The sequence below is a fragment of the Jatrophihabitans sp. sgz311053 genome, assembly GCF_056135305.1.
In genome coordinates, this window is record NZ_JBWAXP010000001.1 from 483,666 (window position 1) to 498,257 (window position 14,592).

Below are 14,592 nucleotides of genomic sequence, written 5' to 3' on the forward strand. Positions count from 1 at the left end.
TCGTGTCCGCACTTGTGGGTGACACCGTCACCGTGTTCCGCCAGCAGCTCGCGCTCACCCTGCGCAGCCCGTCCTGGCTGGTCATCGGCATCGTGCAGCCGGTGCTCTACCTCGCCCTCTTCGCACCCCTGCTGCGCAAGGCGCTCGGCGCGACCAGCACCGCCGCGGCCTACGCCGGCTTCGTCCCCGGCCTGCTCGTGCTGCTGGTCATGGGCGCCTCGCTCTACGCCGGCGTCGGCATGATCAACGAGGTCCGCAGCGGCATCCTGGACCGTTGCCGGGTCACCTCGGTGAGCCGGTCGGCGCTGCTACTGGGACGGGTGCTGCGCGATGTCGTCAGCTATCTCGCCCAGGCCGTCCTCGTGGTCGGGTTGGCGACGGCGTTCGGCATGCGCGCCAACCTCTGGGGCATCGTCCTCGTCCTCGTCGTCCTGGCCATGGTGGCCGCCGCATTGAGCGCGCTCTCCTACGTCGTGGCGCTCAATGCCAAGCACGAGGGCGCGATGAGCGGAATGCTGCAGATGGTCAGCCAACCGCTCATGCTGCTCTCCGGGATCATGCTGCCGTTGTCGCTCGCGCCGGGATGGTTGGGCTTCATCGCCGACATCAACCCGCTCTCGCACGTCGTCGACGGTTCCCGTGACCTGTTCGGCGGCCGATTCGACACGGCACCGGTGTGGTGGGCCGTCGGACTGACGGCCGTGCTCGGCGCGCTGCTCGTGGGCTACTCGTCGCGACGGTTCGGTCGCGCCCTGAGCTGAGCCGTACCCTGCCCGCAGAAGCGCCCGTGGCCTCGTGCCGCGGGCGCTCGTCGTGGTGTGCTGAATTAGCGCGATTCTGCGCGATCCTTACGCAGCAGGCATTAGGTACCACGGTTGCGTAACTTCGCCGGTGATGCCCGGCGCGACGACGAGCACGCTGATGGCACCGGAGCGGATCACCGGACCGGCAACCATCGGCACCACCGACCAGAAGGAGACCACCATGGACAAGAACATCGAGACCGTCGAGTTCGCCGCCGACTTCGACGTCACGGACCTGCGGCTGGACGAGCTCACCGTCGACAGCGTTCTCGACTCGGCCGCGCTGCCCGAGGGCTCGGCCTCCTACAAGTCCAGCAGCACCTGCATCGTCACGGCCTGACACTCGCAGCACGGGTCGCTTCGCCGACACCGTCCGGGCCGGCCCACCATCTGGTGAGCCGGCCCGCGTCGCGTTCCGGGGCCGGTCACGACGCAGTGACGCGAACACCCTCGTCGGCGAACAGGCCCACCAGCTCGATCCGTGAGCTGACACCGACCTTCGCCAGCACCCGCGCCACATGCGAGTCGACCGTCCGTACCGACAGGAAGAGCTGGCCCGCGATGACCTTGTTCGTCAGTCCCTGCCGCACCAGCTCCGCGATCTCGGCCTCTCGCTCCGAGAGCCCGAAGGCCCCCGGTCGCAGTCCGCGAGCGGCGCTGGCCGCGACCCGCTTCTGCGCCGTGATCGCGACGGTGACGAGATGATGCGCACCGCGCACCTGGAGCACCCGTTTGGCCAGGCCGGCCTCGTGCTGGGCCTCGTGCAGGGCACCGGCGCCGCGCAGCGCGTCGGCCAGCTGCAGCCGGGCCCGGCCGGCGTCGACGTGTGCGGCCAGCTGCTCGAAACCTGCCAGCGCCCGCCGGGCGGCGGCGACCGCCCCCGGACCGTCGCCCCGCAGGCCGAGGACGAGGGAGTCGGCCAGGTCGGTCTCGGCCAGGTCGCTCGTCGTCCCGAGCGTCGCTGCCGACCGCGCCCGGCGCAGGTGCAGCTCGGCCGCGGCCAGGTCGCGCCTGGCGACGGCGAGCATCGCTGCCAGCGCCTCGGGCACCGCAGCCTCCGCCGTCTCCGCGCCGGCGGCTCGGAACAACGGCAGCAACGCGTCGTGCGCCTCGTCGTACCGCGCGGCGAGCAGGTAGGCCCGAGCCGTGGCCAGCGCGCATATCCGGTCGGCGACCGTCGGGCGCACGGGGACGGGCGGCGCGGTCACCCCGACGAGTGCGGCGGTGCCGTGCACCGCGATCCGGGCCGGCAGCGCGCAGGCGCGAGCAGCCCGGGCCAGACCGGCCAAGCCGAGATCCGCGGCCAGCTCGGCCGCCTCCTCGTGCCGGGCGATCGACTCGTCCGGCGCACCCAGGTGGTCTGCCACCGCGCCGGCCGCCAGCTGCAGCCGAGCGACGGCGTCCGTGCGGCCGCCCGCTGCGTGCAGGCCGCGCTCGGCATGCATGGCGGCAAGATCGGCCAGCCCCAGCCGCAGCTCGCTCCACACCAGGACGGGCAGGTAGGGCACGATCTCCCCCAGCCCCGAGCCGGGCAGCGCGTCGACGGCCGCGGCCACGTCACGGGCGAGCGGCACCAGGTCCGGCAGCCGGACGCCGGGAGTTGGGGTCAGTGTCCGACGCCCCAGCTCGAGCAGCTGCCGGGCTGCGAGCTGGGCGTCGCCGTCCTGGGGTCGGGCGGCGGGCAACCGCAGGTCGCCGACGACCTCGTGGTCGCCCAGCACGACGGCCGCTGACAGCGCCTCGTTGACCAGCTCTGCGCGCAGCGGCCCGTCGTGGCCCAGCTCGGCTCGGGCCAGCGACAGCGCAACCCCGGCGCGGCCGAGCGCGCGCTCGCTGCGCGCGGCGACGAGGGTCGCCGCGGAGTGATCGTCGCCGAGCAGTCGGGTGGCATGTTCCAGCGCCCGGGCGTGCCGACCCGTCGCCGCGAACGCCTGCGCCAGCACGTGGTGCGCCTGCCGAGCCGGAGCCTCGTCGTGCTCTCGGCACAGCCGTAGCGCGCCGCTGGCCCAGTGCGCGCTGGTGTCCGGGTCGTGGCGAAGACGGCGCTCGGCGGCAGCCAACAGCGTGGCGATGGCGGCGCTGTCACCGGCCGCGGCACAGACGACGAGGTGCTCGGCAGCGTCCAGGACACTCGCGCCGGGGGCCGTGGCGACGTACTCGGCGGCCCGACGATGGAGGTCGCACCGGCGGGGCGCGGTCACGCCGCGGTAGCTGCGCGCCCGCTCGACGGGATGGGCGAACCGCAGCCGGCCGGCCACGTCACCCAACACCCCCTCGGCGACCAGTACCGCCAGAGCGGCCAGCACCCGGGGCACCGGACGACCGCTGATGGCGGCGACGGCCTCCACCTCGACATCGAGTGACAGCACGGCAGCCGCGCCCGCGACGTCGACGGTCTCGGCGGTGTCCTGGGGTACCGGATCACCGGCCGCCTCGAGGTGTTCGGCGAGCATCTCGACCGGGATGCGGTGCAGCCGGCGCAGCTCGCTGGACGGCAGCGCGCGCAGCGTGGCCATCCGTCCGGGTCGGCCGTCGCAGGCCGCCACCAGCGTGCGGGCCCGCACCTCGCTCAGGCCGGGCAGCAGCGTCCGGGTCTCGATCTCGTCCCAGCGAGGCAGCCGGACGATGTTGCCGACGCCGGCGACGGCGCGCAGCGGCGCGGGCGTCCGGCCGGTACGGCCGCCACCCAGCAGCGTCAGTGGGCTGTCGTCACGACGCAGCAGTGCGTCCAGCACCGCCACCGAGGCCGGGTCGGCGCGGTGCAGGTCGTCCAGGACGAGCAGCAGCCGCTTCGGACCGATCCACTCCGCAAGCTCACGGGCCAGAACCCCGACGCGGCAGGGGTCCTGCGCGCTCTCCGGCGTCACCGCGGCGCGAAGCGCACCGACGGCGTCGGTTCCGCCGAACGCACCCAGCAGTGCCTCGTACTCCGCTCCGCCGGTGGCGCGCGCGGTGAGCACCCGGTCGAAGCCGCGGCCGTAGCGGACTGCCGCCTCCACCAGCGCGGAGGAGACCCCACCGCCCGGCGCGCCCTCGACGACCACGGTCGAGCCGGCGGCACGGGCGGACCGGCCCAGCAACTCCCCGACCCGACCGATTGCGGCGGCGCGGCCGCCCGGGCACGACGTCGATGCGGTCCCGAGCCCGGCACTCTCCCCGGCAGCAGTCATTGCGGCTCCTCCACCCCGTGTCCCGGTGCTGTCCCGCACCCGTGCCATGAGGATCAGCCGACGGCGGCCGTCCTGCATGGGGGTACCGCCCCCAGATTCATCGCGGGGCCTCGCGCAGGGCGTACGCATGCCACGATCTCGCTGTGTCGGCAGCGTGGGAGTGTGCGCTGACGCAGCGGGAGTGGCGCCGCCGTGTCAGGTCGGCGTTCGTCCTCGCCACCCTCGGCCTGCTGCTGTTGCTCGGCTTCGTGGGTGCGGTGGGCTTCTTCGCCGACCAGAGCGACCAGCTTCGCGCCTCGGGGACGCGGACCTCTGGTTCGGTCATCGGACGTGACGAGGACTCCCGGACCAGCAGCGGTGGCGTCGTCGTGTCGTATCGCGTTGGGCAACGACGGCTCAGCGAGCGTGTCGAACTGGGCGGAGACGTGACGAGCTACCACCTCGGCCAGCAGGTGACCGTCTACTACGACCCGCGCCGTCCCACGCTGATGACGATCGACGACGAGGACAATCAGCCGTCCTGGACGGTGCTGCCGATGATCGTGGCACTGCTCGCGAGCATCGCCTTCCTGGTCGGTGGCGGCGCCGCGCTCGCGCGGTGGTGGCGGGTGCGACGGCTGCTCCGCAGCGACGCGTGGCATCCGGTGCTCACCCACGTGACGCTGGACAGGCGGAACCGTGTGGTGGTCACCGCGGACCTGCCCGCCGGACCGATCGCCCTCCGCCTTCCGCTGCTCACCGGGACGCACCTCGCCCAGCGGAGCTCGACGCCGCATTCGGGTCCCGACGAGCTCTGGCTCGCCGGCCCCGGTCGCAGGCTGGCCGTCCTGGCCCAGCCGGGCGGCGCGCCGATGTGGTGCGCGAGAGCGCCGCGGACCACGCGCGCCGCCGCACGCTGGCAACGGTCAGCTCGAACGTGATGCTCGCCGGCCCGTGACCCGTCGTCCGCGCGTTTCGTCCCCTGGCCATCGAGGGTGGGGGCATGCCAGGATTCGGCTGTGATTTTCGCGGACGGTCTGGCGGGCCTCGTCATGCTGGGGCTCTGGTTGTTCTGCCTCCTCGACGTGATCACCACCGACGAATCGCGGATGCGCAACCTGCCCAAGGCGATGTGGGTGCTGATCGTCCTGATCTTCCCGGTCGTCGGGGCTATCGCCTGGCTGGTCGCGGGGCGGGTGTGGGACTCGCCGCGCCCGCAGTCGAACAGCCGCTTCCCCGAGTACGACCGGCCGGGGCGTCACGTCGCGCAGAACCCCGACGACGACGACGAGTTCCTCGCCGGCGTGCGAGCCCGGGCCGAGGCGCAGCGCCGCCAGTACGACGCCCGGCGCAAGCGGGAGCTGGCCGCCGAGCAGGAGGCGCTGACCGAGCGGCCGGAGCCTGACGACCCGCGCTGAGCCGTCTCGCCCGAGGGACTCGAGTCCCGAGGGCCTCGAGTCCCATAGGCCTCAAGTCCCGACGGCGACGGCCGATGGTCCCGGGTGCGCACGGCAGGAGCCCGCGCTGGACGACCACGGACGGACGATCATGCGTCACGGCAATCGCCTGCTGCGCCGACCCCGGTTGGCCGAGCTCGGACCGGCACTGCTGGCCAGCCTCAGCGCCGCCGCCGTCCTCGTCACCGTCACCACGACCTCCGGCGGCGACATCACCGTCGTCGTGCCGAACGCCTACAGCTGCTCGCAGGCCAGCGACACCTGCCGCCAGCTCAACCCGCCGTACGCACCGTCGGCGCCGAACCAGTGCAGCTGGGTGACCCAACCGATCCCCGGCGGGGTGCCCGCCGACCGTGTCTGCTGATCAGCGCGATGCGGCGTACGCCTGCTCGATCTGCTTGCGCAGGTTCGCGTCGCTCTGCCGGACGGTGAGCGCGATGACCGGCTCGATGACCTTGCCGAGCGCCTTGCCCGCGAGCCCGCCGGGAAGGTCGTAGCTGAAGACCACCGAGAGCTTCGTCCGCTCCGGCCCGTCGGCCTCGAAGCGCCAGGTCGAGGAGTTCGTGAAGCCCTTGACCGAGGTGAGCTCGATCAGCTCGTCCTCCTTCCACCCCGTGATCTCGACGCGGGAGGAGAGCTTCACCGGCTTGACCTGGAAGGTGGCGTCGAAGACCGCACCGGGGCCCCGGGGGTTCGCGGGGTCGACGGCCTCGAACTTCCCGATGCCGAACATCCACTGCGGCACGTTCGCCGGGTCGTCGACGTAGGCGTAGGCCACGGAGAGCGGAGCTTCGGCTATTCCTTCGTGGTGGATCTCGACCATGCCAGGACCCTAGACGCGGCAGGTCGGAATCTGCCGTGAACAGTCGTACACCGTAGGGAAGCTCACGTCGTGGACGGAGGGCCAAAGTCCCTGCGGATCGACCGGACATCGGTCGATGGACCGAAGCGTGACTCCTCCCTGCGACGGCGTGACGCCGCCTCCCTCCTTGCGAATGCATTCACGTGCCCGCTCGTTCGGGCCGACGGCAGCCGTCGTCGCGGCACTCGTCCTCGGCACCCTCTCCGGAGCCGGCAGCGCCGCCGCAGCGACCTCCATCACGGTCAGCTCGACCTCGACCAGCCGCGTCGCGCCGAACACGACGGGCGCCCTCGCCGGCCTCTCGGTGGCCAACACCGGCGGTGCCACCGTCCAGGTCACGCTGGCGACCGACGTCGGCAGCGTCGCCCTGCCCTCGCACGCCAACCTGACGCTGGCCTACGCCAACCACTGGTCCGGCGATCCGTCGATCACCTTCACCGGCTCCGAGGCCGACGCGCAGACCGCACTGAACGCGGCGACGCTGAGCACAGGCAACACGGCGGGCCAGACCGCCCACGTCAGCGTGACCGCCAGCCCGGCGGACAGCACGCGGGTCTACCTCGCGCCCAACCAGCACTACTACGAGTACGTGGCGAGCTCGAACATCACCTGGACCGCCGCGGACACCGCCGCCAAGGCCAAGACGTTCCAGGGCCAGCGGGGCTACCTGGCCACCATCCCGAACACGACGGTGAACGACTTCATCTCGTCCAAGATCCAGGGCGCCGTGAACGTCTGGTTCGGCGCGCAGGCCTACGTCGGGGACGTCCCGAACTATGCGCGAGTGTGGCGCTGGACCAAGGGTTCCGACGAGAGCCCGCTGCAGGGCCAGACCATCTCCAACTGCAACTCGAACAACAGCCAGCAGACCTGCAGCTTCACCGACAACACCGGCCTCTACAACTCGTGGGCGCCGGGTGAGCCGAACAACTACAACGGTGAGTACTACGCCGTCACCAACTGGCAGGGTTCGGTGGGCAAGTGGAACGACCTGAACAACAACCCCGGTGGCATCGCCGGCTACGTCGTCGAGTACGGCGACCAGGCCGTCGGGTCGACCGGCTTCAACCAGACCGTGACCGCGTCGGCCAACGTCCTCGTCGCCGACGTGCCGGGGGCGCCGACCGCCGTCGCCGCCGCCCGGGGCAACGGGTCGGCCAGCGTCAGCTTCACGGCGCCGGCGAGCAACGGCGGTTCGGCCATCACCGGTTACACGGTCACCTCGGCACCCGGCGGCAAGACGGCCACCTGCGCCGGCAGCCCCTGCACCGTCGCCGGCCTGGACAACGGCACCAGCTACACCTTCACCGTCGTCGCCAGCAACGCCATCGGCGACAGCAGCCCGTCGGCCGCCTCCAACGCCGTCACCCCCGCCACCGTCCCCGGCGCCCCGACCGGCGTGATCGCGACCCGCGGCAACGGCTCGGTCTCGGTGAGCTTCACCGCCCCGGCGAGCAACGGTGGCTCGGCCATCACGAGCTACACCGTCACCTCCGCACCCGGCGGCAAGACGGCCACCTGCGCCGGCAGCCCCTGCACCGTCGCCGGCCTGGACAACGGCACCGGCTACACCTTCAGCGTCGTCGCCACCAACGCCATCGGTAGCGGCGCCGCCTCCTCGGCCTCGTCCGCCGTCACTCCGGCGACCGTGCCGGGGGCACCGACGTCGGTGACCGCCACCCGCGGCAACGGCTCGGCCGCCGTGGCCTTCACCCCGCCGAGCAGCAACGGCGGCTCGCCCATCACGAGCTACACCGTCACCTCCGCACCCGGCGGCAAGACGGCCACCTGCGCCGGCAGCCCCTGCACCGTCACCGGCCTGGACAACGGCACCAGCTACACCTTCACCGTCGTCGCCACCAACAGCGTCGGCGACAGCAGCCCGTCGGCCGCCTCCAACGCCGTCATCCCCGCCACCAAGCCGGACGCGCCGACCGACGTCGTCGCCACCCGCGGCAACGGCTCGGCCTCGATCAGCTTCACCCCGCCGGCCAGCAACGGCTCGCCCATCACGGGTTACACCGTCACCGCGGCACCCGGTGGCAAGACCGTGACCTGCGACGGCCTCAGCGCCTGCATCGTCGCCGGCCTGGACAACGGCACCAGCTACACCTTCACCGTCGTCGCCACCAACGACGTCGGCGACAGCAACCCGTCGGCTGCCTCCGCTGCCGTCACCCCCGCCACCGTCCCCGGCGCGCCCGGCATCACCTCGGTGGTCTCCAACGCCGGTTCGCTGACGGTCACCTTCACCGCCCCCACGGCGGACGGTTCGGACGCCATCACCGGCTACGAGTACTCGGTCGACGGCGTGCACTGGGCGTCGCTCACCACCACCGGCAGCGGTCCGTACACCGGCACCATCGCCGGACTCAGCAACGGCACCAGCTACCCGGTCCGGGTGCGCGCCGTGAACAGCGTCGGCTCCGGTCCGGCCTCGGCACCGGTCAGCGCCACCCCGGCCACCACGCCGTCGGCGGCGACGAACGTCGCCTCCAGCGTCCGTGACGGGCAGGTCACCGTGACGTGGAAGGCGCCGACCGACAACGGCGGTTCGGCCATCACCGGCTACACCGTCACGGCCCAGCCGGGTGGGATCACCTGCCGGACGACCGGCGCCACCAGCTGCACCTTCCCCGCGCTGCCGCCGGGCAAGTCCTACCGCTTCAGCGTCGTCGCCACCAACGCCAACGGCAGCAGCACCGCCACCGGTGTGGGAACGGGCGCCCACTCGGCCCCGTCGGCTCCGACGCGGGTGAGCGGACTGCCCTCGGCCCCGCGCTCGCTGCGGGTCACCACCGGCGACCGCACCCTGAACCTGCGGTGGGCGAAGCCGGCCGACGACGGCGGTGCCCGCATCACGCACTACCTCGTCAGCCTGGACGGCGGCCGCCACTGGCAGCAGGTCGACAGCACCCACCTCACGATCGAAGGCGTGCCCAACGGCGTGGCGTTCCGCGTCCTGGTGCGGGCGACCAACGCTAACGGTGCCGGCGCACGGAGCGCGACGGTCCGCACCGCCACCCGACAGTGGTTCCACGACCCCATCAGCCCGAAGGCCCGCGCGAAGCAGCGCAGCGTTCCGGCTAAGCCGTGGAGCTACGGCGGCAAGCCCGTCGCGACCCGAAACACCGCCCGCTCGGCCAACGGCTCTCCGGCGCTTCCGGTCGGCGCGCTCCATGGCCGGCAGTTGCAGCGGGGCCAGGCCGCCGGTCTGGGTGCAGGCACCGTCTTCCGCTTCGACTCCGCGGTCCTCACCGCGGCGGGCAAGCGGCAGGTCCGGGCACTGGCCGCGAGCCTGCGCTACGTCGACGGCATAGTCTGCGAGGGCTTCAGCGACTACGGCGGCAAGACCGCGCACGAGGCGCAGCTCTCGCTGCAGCGGGCCAAGACGGTCTGCGCCGCCCTCCGCGCCGATGGTGTCGAGGTGAGCAGCAGCGTCAAGGGTTACGGCGCCAGCCGCCCCGTGGTCATCGGCGGCACCCCCGCCGACCGCGGCGCCAACCGCCGGGTGGTCGTCCTCGTCACCCGCTGACAGCAGCATCGACCGGCGCCGCGCCGGACGAGCCCTCGGGCCGTCCGGCGCGGCATCGCCGTCTTCGGCGGCAGGTCAGGCGCGGAAGTCCGCGGTGCCGAGGAGCCGGTCGACGGCGATCTCCACGACGACGCGGGCCGGGTTCTCCCGCGGCTGGCGGTAGCGCTCGGCGTATCGCCGGACGGCCTCGGCCACCCGGTCCGGATCGTCGGAGACGGTGGCCGCACCCTCCAGCGAGAGCCAGTGACGGCCGTCGACCTGGCACAGCGCCACCCGACGGTCGCGTCGCGCATGCCGCGCCTTGGCGCTGGTGCCGCTGCAGATGACGCGGGCCATCCCGGCGTCACCGTCCCAGGTGAAACCGACGGGCGTCACGTGCGGGGTGCCGTCGGCGCGCAGCGTGGTGAGGGTCGCCAGGTGCCGGACGGTGACGAAGTCCAGGCCCGCCGCGGTCAGCGCGCTCAGGTGAGTTGCCGATCGTCGTGCGGCAGCACCGGCGGGGTGTCGTCGACATCGCTGCCACCGCCACCGCCCTGGCACCAGGGGCACCACGGCTGCAGCTTGCGGTGGGTGGCGCTCGCCAGCAGCAGGTAGATCATCGACAGCTGCACGACCGCCCACAGCGCGTGCCCGACCGGCGTGGTGGCGAAGTTCGATCCCACCAGCACGGCGAGATAGGGCAGCAGGAAGCGCGGCTCGGTACCGGCGTGAGCCGTCCAGAAGCGGCGCTGCATGCGGGTGGCACGGCCGGCGGCGTCGAGCGGCAGCGACGCGACGCAGGCCTCGCAGAGCGACCGGTCGTGGCGTCGCATGAGCAGGAAGAGACCGATGACCGCGGCGAAGAGCACCACCGGAACGGTGACGGCCAGCAGGCCCGGCGGGGGGAAGAGCCCCACCCAGACCACGCCGACGACGGCCAGGCTCAGCAGCGTCGTGGCGTGATGACCGACCAGGGCACGGGCGCCGCCGTGTCCGGAGACTTCGTGAGCGTGCATGCAGACAACCCCCAGCAGCGAGACGCTGCCCCGCACACCGCCTCGACCGCTGAGTTAACCACTTCGGCCCGCCTTCGGATAACCGAAGGCGGGCCGAGGCAGCTGTTGCTCAGGTCAGCTCAGGTGCTGTCCGCGCATCCGGAACTGGTAGAACGCTCCGCCGGAGACGGCCAGCAGCGTCAGCAGCGCCACCAGCGGCAGGACGGGCAGGCCGCCGTTGTCCGCGCCACCGGCCTGGCCGGCGGGGATGCCGGTCGGGATGTTGGAGGCGGGCACGACGGTGGGCGGAGCCGAGGAGGACGGCGTCGTCGTCGGCTCGTCCGCGGCGGTGCTGGGGCCGGCCGCGGCGTTGGCCAGCGCGAGGTTCACCACGCCGTCGCCGGGGGCGAGGGCCAGCGGACGCACGGCGCCGGTCAGCTTGGTGACCTTGGCGCTGTTGCCGCCGAGCGCGCCGGTCAGCGAGCCGAGGTCGAGACCGCCGGGGACCGCGTTGACGTTGAGCAGGTTGATCTCGACGGCGCGGACCAGGGTCTGGTTCTCGACCACCGGGGTCGACTGGTTCGGCGTGGCCTCGAGGTTCGACTCGTACGGGTAGTCACCGTCGCGCTGCTGGATGCCGGGGCCAGACTGCACGTTCAGGCCGATGTCAACGATGTTCTTCAGACCGTCGGCCAGCGTGCCCAGCGGACCGTCGCTGGCCGCGGTGAACTGCGAGGCGATCGCGTTGACCGCACCCAGCACCGTGGTCTTGCCCTGGTCGACGAGGCCGAGAACGGTCGAAACCAGGGTCTTGACCGGCTCCGGCAGCACCGCGACGCAGTTCTTGAAGGCCGTCTCGAGCGGGTCGGTGATGCTGGTGACCAGGTTCGCGAGTCCCGTGGAGAGGATCTTCGGCAGGTTCTTCACCACGAACGAGATCAGGTCGAAGTTCGAGGTGTCGAGGTCGGTGAGGTCCTTGTCGAGCAGGGTCTTCAGCAGCTTCGCGACGTTGACCGTGATGGTGGCGTCGTCGACATCGACGGTGACGCCGCCGCCGGCCAGCGACAGGTTCGGCACGGTGGTCGAGGTGAAGGCGCACTTGGAGGCGTCGCCGCCGGTGAGGCCGCCGAGGACCGCCCCCAGTCCGCTGACGCTGCCCAGGACACCGGAGAGCGAGCTGCCGCTGAGCAGGCCCTTCAGCTGGCTGAGCAGCGCGCCGAGCGCCGGCGAGCCGATGTTGAGGTTGACCGAGGCCACGCTGGACTTCGGCCGGATGACGTCGCCACCCTTCTCGGTGCCGACCGTGCTGGTGACGGCGCCGATGCTGGCGGTGACGCCGCCGAGGGCGGCCAGCGAACCGCCACCGGGCAGGCTCGTGGGCAGGCCGGGGATGCTCGGCAGGCCGGGAATGGTGACCTTGCCACCGCTCAGGGCCGCGCCGCTGAGGTTCAGCGTCGCGAAGCCCTGCGACTGCACGTCGTCGCCCAGCAGGGCGCCGCCGTTGTTGGCGACCGCACCGGCGGCACCGCGCGAGGCACCGTTGAGGTTGGCGCGCGCCACCTGGTTGGCGACACCGGCCTGGACGGCCGGGTTGGTCGGCAGCTTGATGAGGTTGGTCAGCGGCAGGTCGATCGCGTTCAGCAGCTTGACGTCGAGCGGGTTCTGCACCGAGGTCTCGCCCGGTGCCGTGGCACGCGCATCCTGGACGTCGGCGATGGCCTGGATCGGGTTGCCCCCGACCGAACCGTCGACGAGCCGACCGACGGCCTGCGCGTTGGGAAGATCGGCGGCTGCGGCGGTACCCCCACCGGCAGCGACGATCGCGGTTGCACCCAGACCGACCACGGCGATTCCCGCGACCAGTCGGACGGAGCGACGTGCGCTCGTGGGGCGCACGGCTACCCGTTCTGACATTCCGACCTCATTCGTTCGTCCAGTGATACAGGCGTGCAACCCCGATGCGAACGTGACCGCACGTAACCCCCAACGAGCGGGGGCAACTGATGGCTACGCGCTCCGGAACCCGGGCATCCCGAGGCTGACTGAACCGTAATCTAATGCAGCAGGGGCGTTGATCGGAACGGCCGGTTTCTGCGGCGGAACCGCCGGAATGCGCTCGTACGGCGTCCCGAGGGGCGCGCGCTGGTCCTCCTCGCCGACGTTCGGCCACATCGACAGGGCCCGTTCTGCCTGGGCCGTGATCGACAACGACGGGTTGACGCCGAGGTTCGCGGTGAGCGTCGAGCCGTCCACGACGTGGAGTCCCTCGTAGCCGAAGAGCCGCTGATAGGCGTCGATGACGCCGCTTTCCGGGGTGTCCCCAATGGCGCAGCCGCCGATGAAATGCGCAGTCATCGGAATGTTCATGAGGTCGCCCCAGGTTCCCCCGGCCATTCCGTTAACGTTTTCGGCGAGCTGATCCGCTGCGCGGTTGGCGACCGGGATCCACGTCGGGTTCGGCTCGCCCGCGCCCTGCCGACTGGTGAGTCGTGCAAAACCAAATCGTGAACGCTTGCGGCTCACCGTTATGGAATTGTTAAGTGACTGCATCACGAGCAGGATGACGACCCGCTCCGACCACTTGCGCGGAACCAGCAGCAGCGCCTTGGACGGGTTCTTGACGATGGCCGTGACGAACTGCCACCACCGCGAGCGTCGGGTGCCGCCGGTGGTCATCACCGTGTTGAGCAGTCCCATCGCGTTGCTGCCCTTGCCGTACCGGCAGGGCTCGATGTGGGTGTTCTCGTCCGGGTGCCAGGACGACGTGATGGCCACGCCCTCGGTGTAGTCGTGCTTCGGCTTGGGGACGCGCACGCCCAGGATGGCCTCGGAGTTGGTCCGCGTCAGGTAGCCGAGGCGGCCGCTGATGTTCGGCAGGCTCGTCTCCCGCAGCTTGTGCAGCAGCTTCTGGGTGTTGTACGTCCCGGCGGAGAAGATGACCTGGTCGGCAGTGAAGGTGGTGCCCTGCTTGCCGAACCAGCGTCCGGTCCGCTCGGTGCGGACCTCGTAGCCGCCGGCGGAGCGCGGACGGACGTCGGTGACGGTCGTCAGCGGGTGGATGGTCGCACCGTGCTTCTCGGCCAGGTACAGGTAGTTGGTCATCAGGGTGTTCTTCGCACCGTGCCGGCAGCCGGTCATGCACTCGCCGCACTGGATGCAGCCGGTGCGCTCGGGGCCCGCGCCGCCGAAGAACGGGTCCGGGACGGTCTGGCCGGGCTCCTGCTTGCCGTCGCGGCCGAAGAAGACCCCGACCGGCGTCGCGGTGAAGGTCTCGGCCTTGCCGAACTGCTCGGCGAGCCGCTTCATCTCCAGGTCGCTCGGCGTCATCGTCGGGTTCTTCACCACGCCGAGCATCTTCTTGGCCTGCGCGTAGTGCGGGGCGAGCTCGTCGCGCCAGTCCGTGATGTGGGCCCACTGCGGGTCGTCGTAGAACGGCTGCAGCGGCTCGTAGAGGGTGTTGGCGTAGTTGAGGGAACCGCCGCCGACGCCCGCGCCGGCCATGATGAGGCAGTCCTTGAGGATGTGGATGCGCTGCAGGCCGGTCATCCCCAGCTTGGGCGCCCAGAGGTAGTCGCGGATGCGCCACGACGTCTTGGGCAGGGTGTCCTTCTCGAACCGGCGACCGGCTTCGAGCACACCGACCCGATAGCCCTTCTCGGTCAGCCGGAGCGCCGACACGCTCCCGCCGAAGCCGGAACCGATGATCAGGACGTCGTAATGAGTGGCCGTCGACACATACCGGAGTGTATGCGCGTCATCGTGTCGCACGCATCAGGAACTTCCGGCCACCGCCGCTGCCCTGACCGCGGCAC

General features: G+C 71.5%; 12 protein-coding genes. 6 read left to right on the forward strand and 6 right to left on the reverse strand.

Annotated elements, in window-relative coordinates; all coding sequences use genetic code 11:
• Positions 1 to 2: 2 nt before the first annotated feature.
• Positions 3 to 761 (forward strand): ABC transporter permease, encoded by a 759-nt coding sequence (locus tag AC0NZQ_RS02015; RefSeq protein ID WP_474527962.1) that lies wholly within the window; start codon positions 3 to 5, stop codon positions 759 to 761.
• Positions 762 to 894: 133 nt separating this feature from the next.
• Positions 895 to 1,143, forward strand: a complete 249-nt coding sequence (locus AC0NZQ_RS02020) for a thiopeptide-type bacteriocin (RefSeq protein ID WP_474527963.1) — start codon at positions 895 to 897, stop codon at positions 1,141 to 1,143.
• An 85-nt stretch (positions 1,144 to 1,228) separates the two neighbouring features.
• Here the strand turns inward: AC0NZQ_RS02020 and AC0NZQ_RS02025 are convergent, their stop codons facing one another.
• Entirely contained in the window at positions 1,229 to 3,973 is a 2,745-nt protein-coding gene (locus AC0NZQ_RS02025; RefSeq protein ID WP_474527964.1) for a LuxR C-terminal-related transcriptional regulator, read from the reverse strand.
• Between the two features lie 143 nt (positions 3,974 to 4,116).
• Here AC0NZQ_RS02025 and AC0NZQ_RS02030 point away from each other — a divergent pair, with 143 nt between their 5' ends.
• The 3 genes from AC0NZQ_RS02030 (at position 4,117) to AC0NZQ_RS02040 (ending at position 5,773) form a co-directional block, all read left to right on the forward strand.
• Positions 4,117 to 4,893, forward strand: a complete 777-nt coding sequence (locus AC0NZQ_RS02030; RefSeq protein ID WP_474527966.1) for a DUF3592 domain-containing protein — start codon at positions 4,117 to 4,119, stop codon at positions 4,891 to 4,893.
• A 78-nt stretch (positions 4,894 to 4,971) separates the two neighbouring features.
• On the forward strand, positions 4,972 to 5,370 hold the full coding sequence (locus AC0NZQ_RS02035; RefSeq protein WP_474527968.1) for a PLD nuclease N-terminal domain-containing protein: 399 nt from the start codon (positions 4,972 to 4,974) through the stop codon (positions 5,368 to 5,370).
• 130 nt (positions 5,371 to 5,500) lie between these two features.
• Entirely contained in the window at positions 5,501 to 5,773 is a 273-nt protein-coding gene (locus AC0NZQ_RS02040) for a hypothetical protein (RefSeq protein ID WP_474527969.1), read from the forward strand.
• Here AC0NZQ_RS02040 and AC0NZQ_RS02045 read toward each other — a convergent pair whose 3' ends face one another.
• Entirely contained in the window at positions 5,774 to 6,232 is a 459-nt protein-coding gene (locus AC0NZQ_RS02045) for an SRPBCC family protein (RefSeq protein WP_474527970.1), read from the reverse strand. It lies immediately after the preceding gene.
• 172 nt (positions 6,233 to 6,404) lie between these two features.
• On the opposite strand from AC0NZQ_RS02045, the gene AC0NZQ_RS02050 reads away from it, so the two are divergent.
• Positions 6,405 to 9,806, forward strand: coding sequence for a fibronectin type III domain-containing protein (locus AC0NZQ_RS02050; RefSeq protein WP_474527971.1), 3,402 nt, complete (start codon positions 6,405 to 6,407; stop codon positions 9,804 to 9,806).
• A gap of 75 nt (positions 9,807 to 9,881) precedes the next feature.
• On the opposite strand, the gene AC0NZQ_RS02055 is transcribed toward AC0NZQ_RS02050, so the two are convergent.
• The 4 genes from AC0NZQ_RS02055 to AC0NZQ_RS02070 form a co-directional block, all read right to left on the reverse strand.
• Positions 9,882 to 10,271 carry a PPOX class F420-dependent oxidoreductase gene (locus AC0NZQ_RS02055; RefSeq protein WP_474529397.1) on the reverse strand — a complete coding sequence of 130 codons (390 nt, stop codon included), beginning with the start codon at positions 10,269 to 10,271 and terminating at the stop codon, positions 9,882 to 9,884.
• Positions 10,268 to 10,801, reverse strand: coding sequence for a hypothetical protein (locus tag AC0NZQ_RS02060; RefSeq protein ID WP_474527972.1), 534 nt, complete (start codon positions 10,799 to 10,801; stop codon positions 10,268 to 10,270). Before AC0NZQ_RS02060 ends, AC0NZQ_RS02055 begins: the two co-directional genes overlap by 4 nt.
• Positions 10,802 to 10,915: 114 nt before the next feature.
• On the reverse strand, positions 10,916 to 12,676 hold the full coding sequence (locus AC0NZQ_RS02065; RefSeq protein WP_474527973.1) for a choice-of-anchor G family protein: 1,761 nt from the start codon (positions 12,674 to 12,676) through the stop codon (positions 10,916 to 10,918).
• Positions 12,677 to 12,787: 111 nt separating this feature from the next.
• Complete coding sequence (locus tag AC0NZQ_RS02070; RefSeq protein ID WP_474527974.1) at positions 12,788 to 14,515, reverse strand: FAD-dependent oxidoreductase; 1,728 nt, start codon at positions 14,513 to 14,515, stop codon at positions 12,788 to 12,790.
• Between the last annotated feature and the right edge of the window lie 77 nt (positions 14,516 to 14,592).

Coding starts and splice junctions, on each gene's coding strand:
- AC0NZQ_RS02025 (WP_474527964.1), bottom strand. CDS start 3,973: ATGACTGCTGCCGGGGAGAGTGCCGGGCTCGGGACCGCATCGACGTCG.
- AC0NZQ_RS02040 (WP_474527969.1), top strand. CDS start 5,501: ATGCGTCACGGCAATCGCCTGCTGCGCCGACCCCGGTTGGCCGAGCTC.
- AC0NZQ_RS02020 (WP_474527963.1), top strand. CDS start 895: ATGCCCGGCGCGACGACGAGCACGCTGATGGCACCGGAGCGGATCACC.
- AC0NZQ_RS02050 (WP_474527971.1), top strand. CDS start 6,405: ATGCATTCACGTGCCCGCTCGTTCGGGCCGACGGCAGCCGTCGTCGCG.
- AC0NZQ_RS02060 (WP_474527972.1), bottom strand. CDS start 10,801: ATGCACGCTCACGAAGTCTCCGGACACGGCGGCGCCCGTGCCCTGGTC.
- AC0NZQ_RS02045 (WP_474527970.1), bottom strand. CDS start 6,232: ATGGTCGAGATCCACCACGAAGGAATAGCCGAAGCTCCGCTCTCCGTG.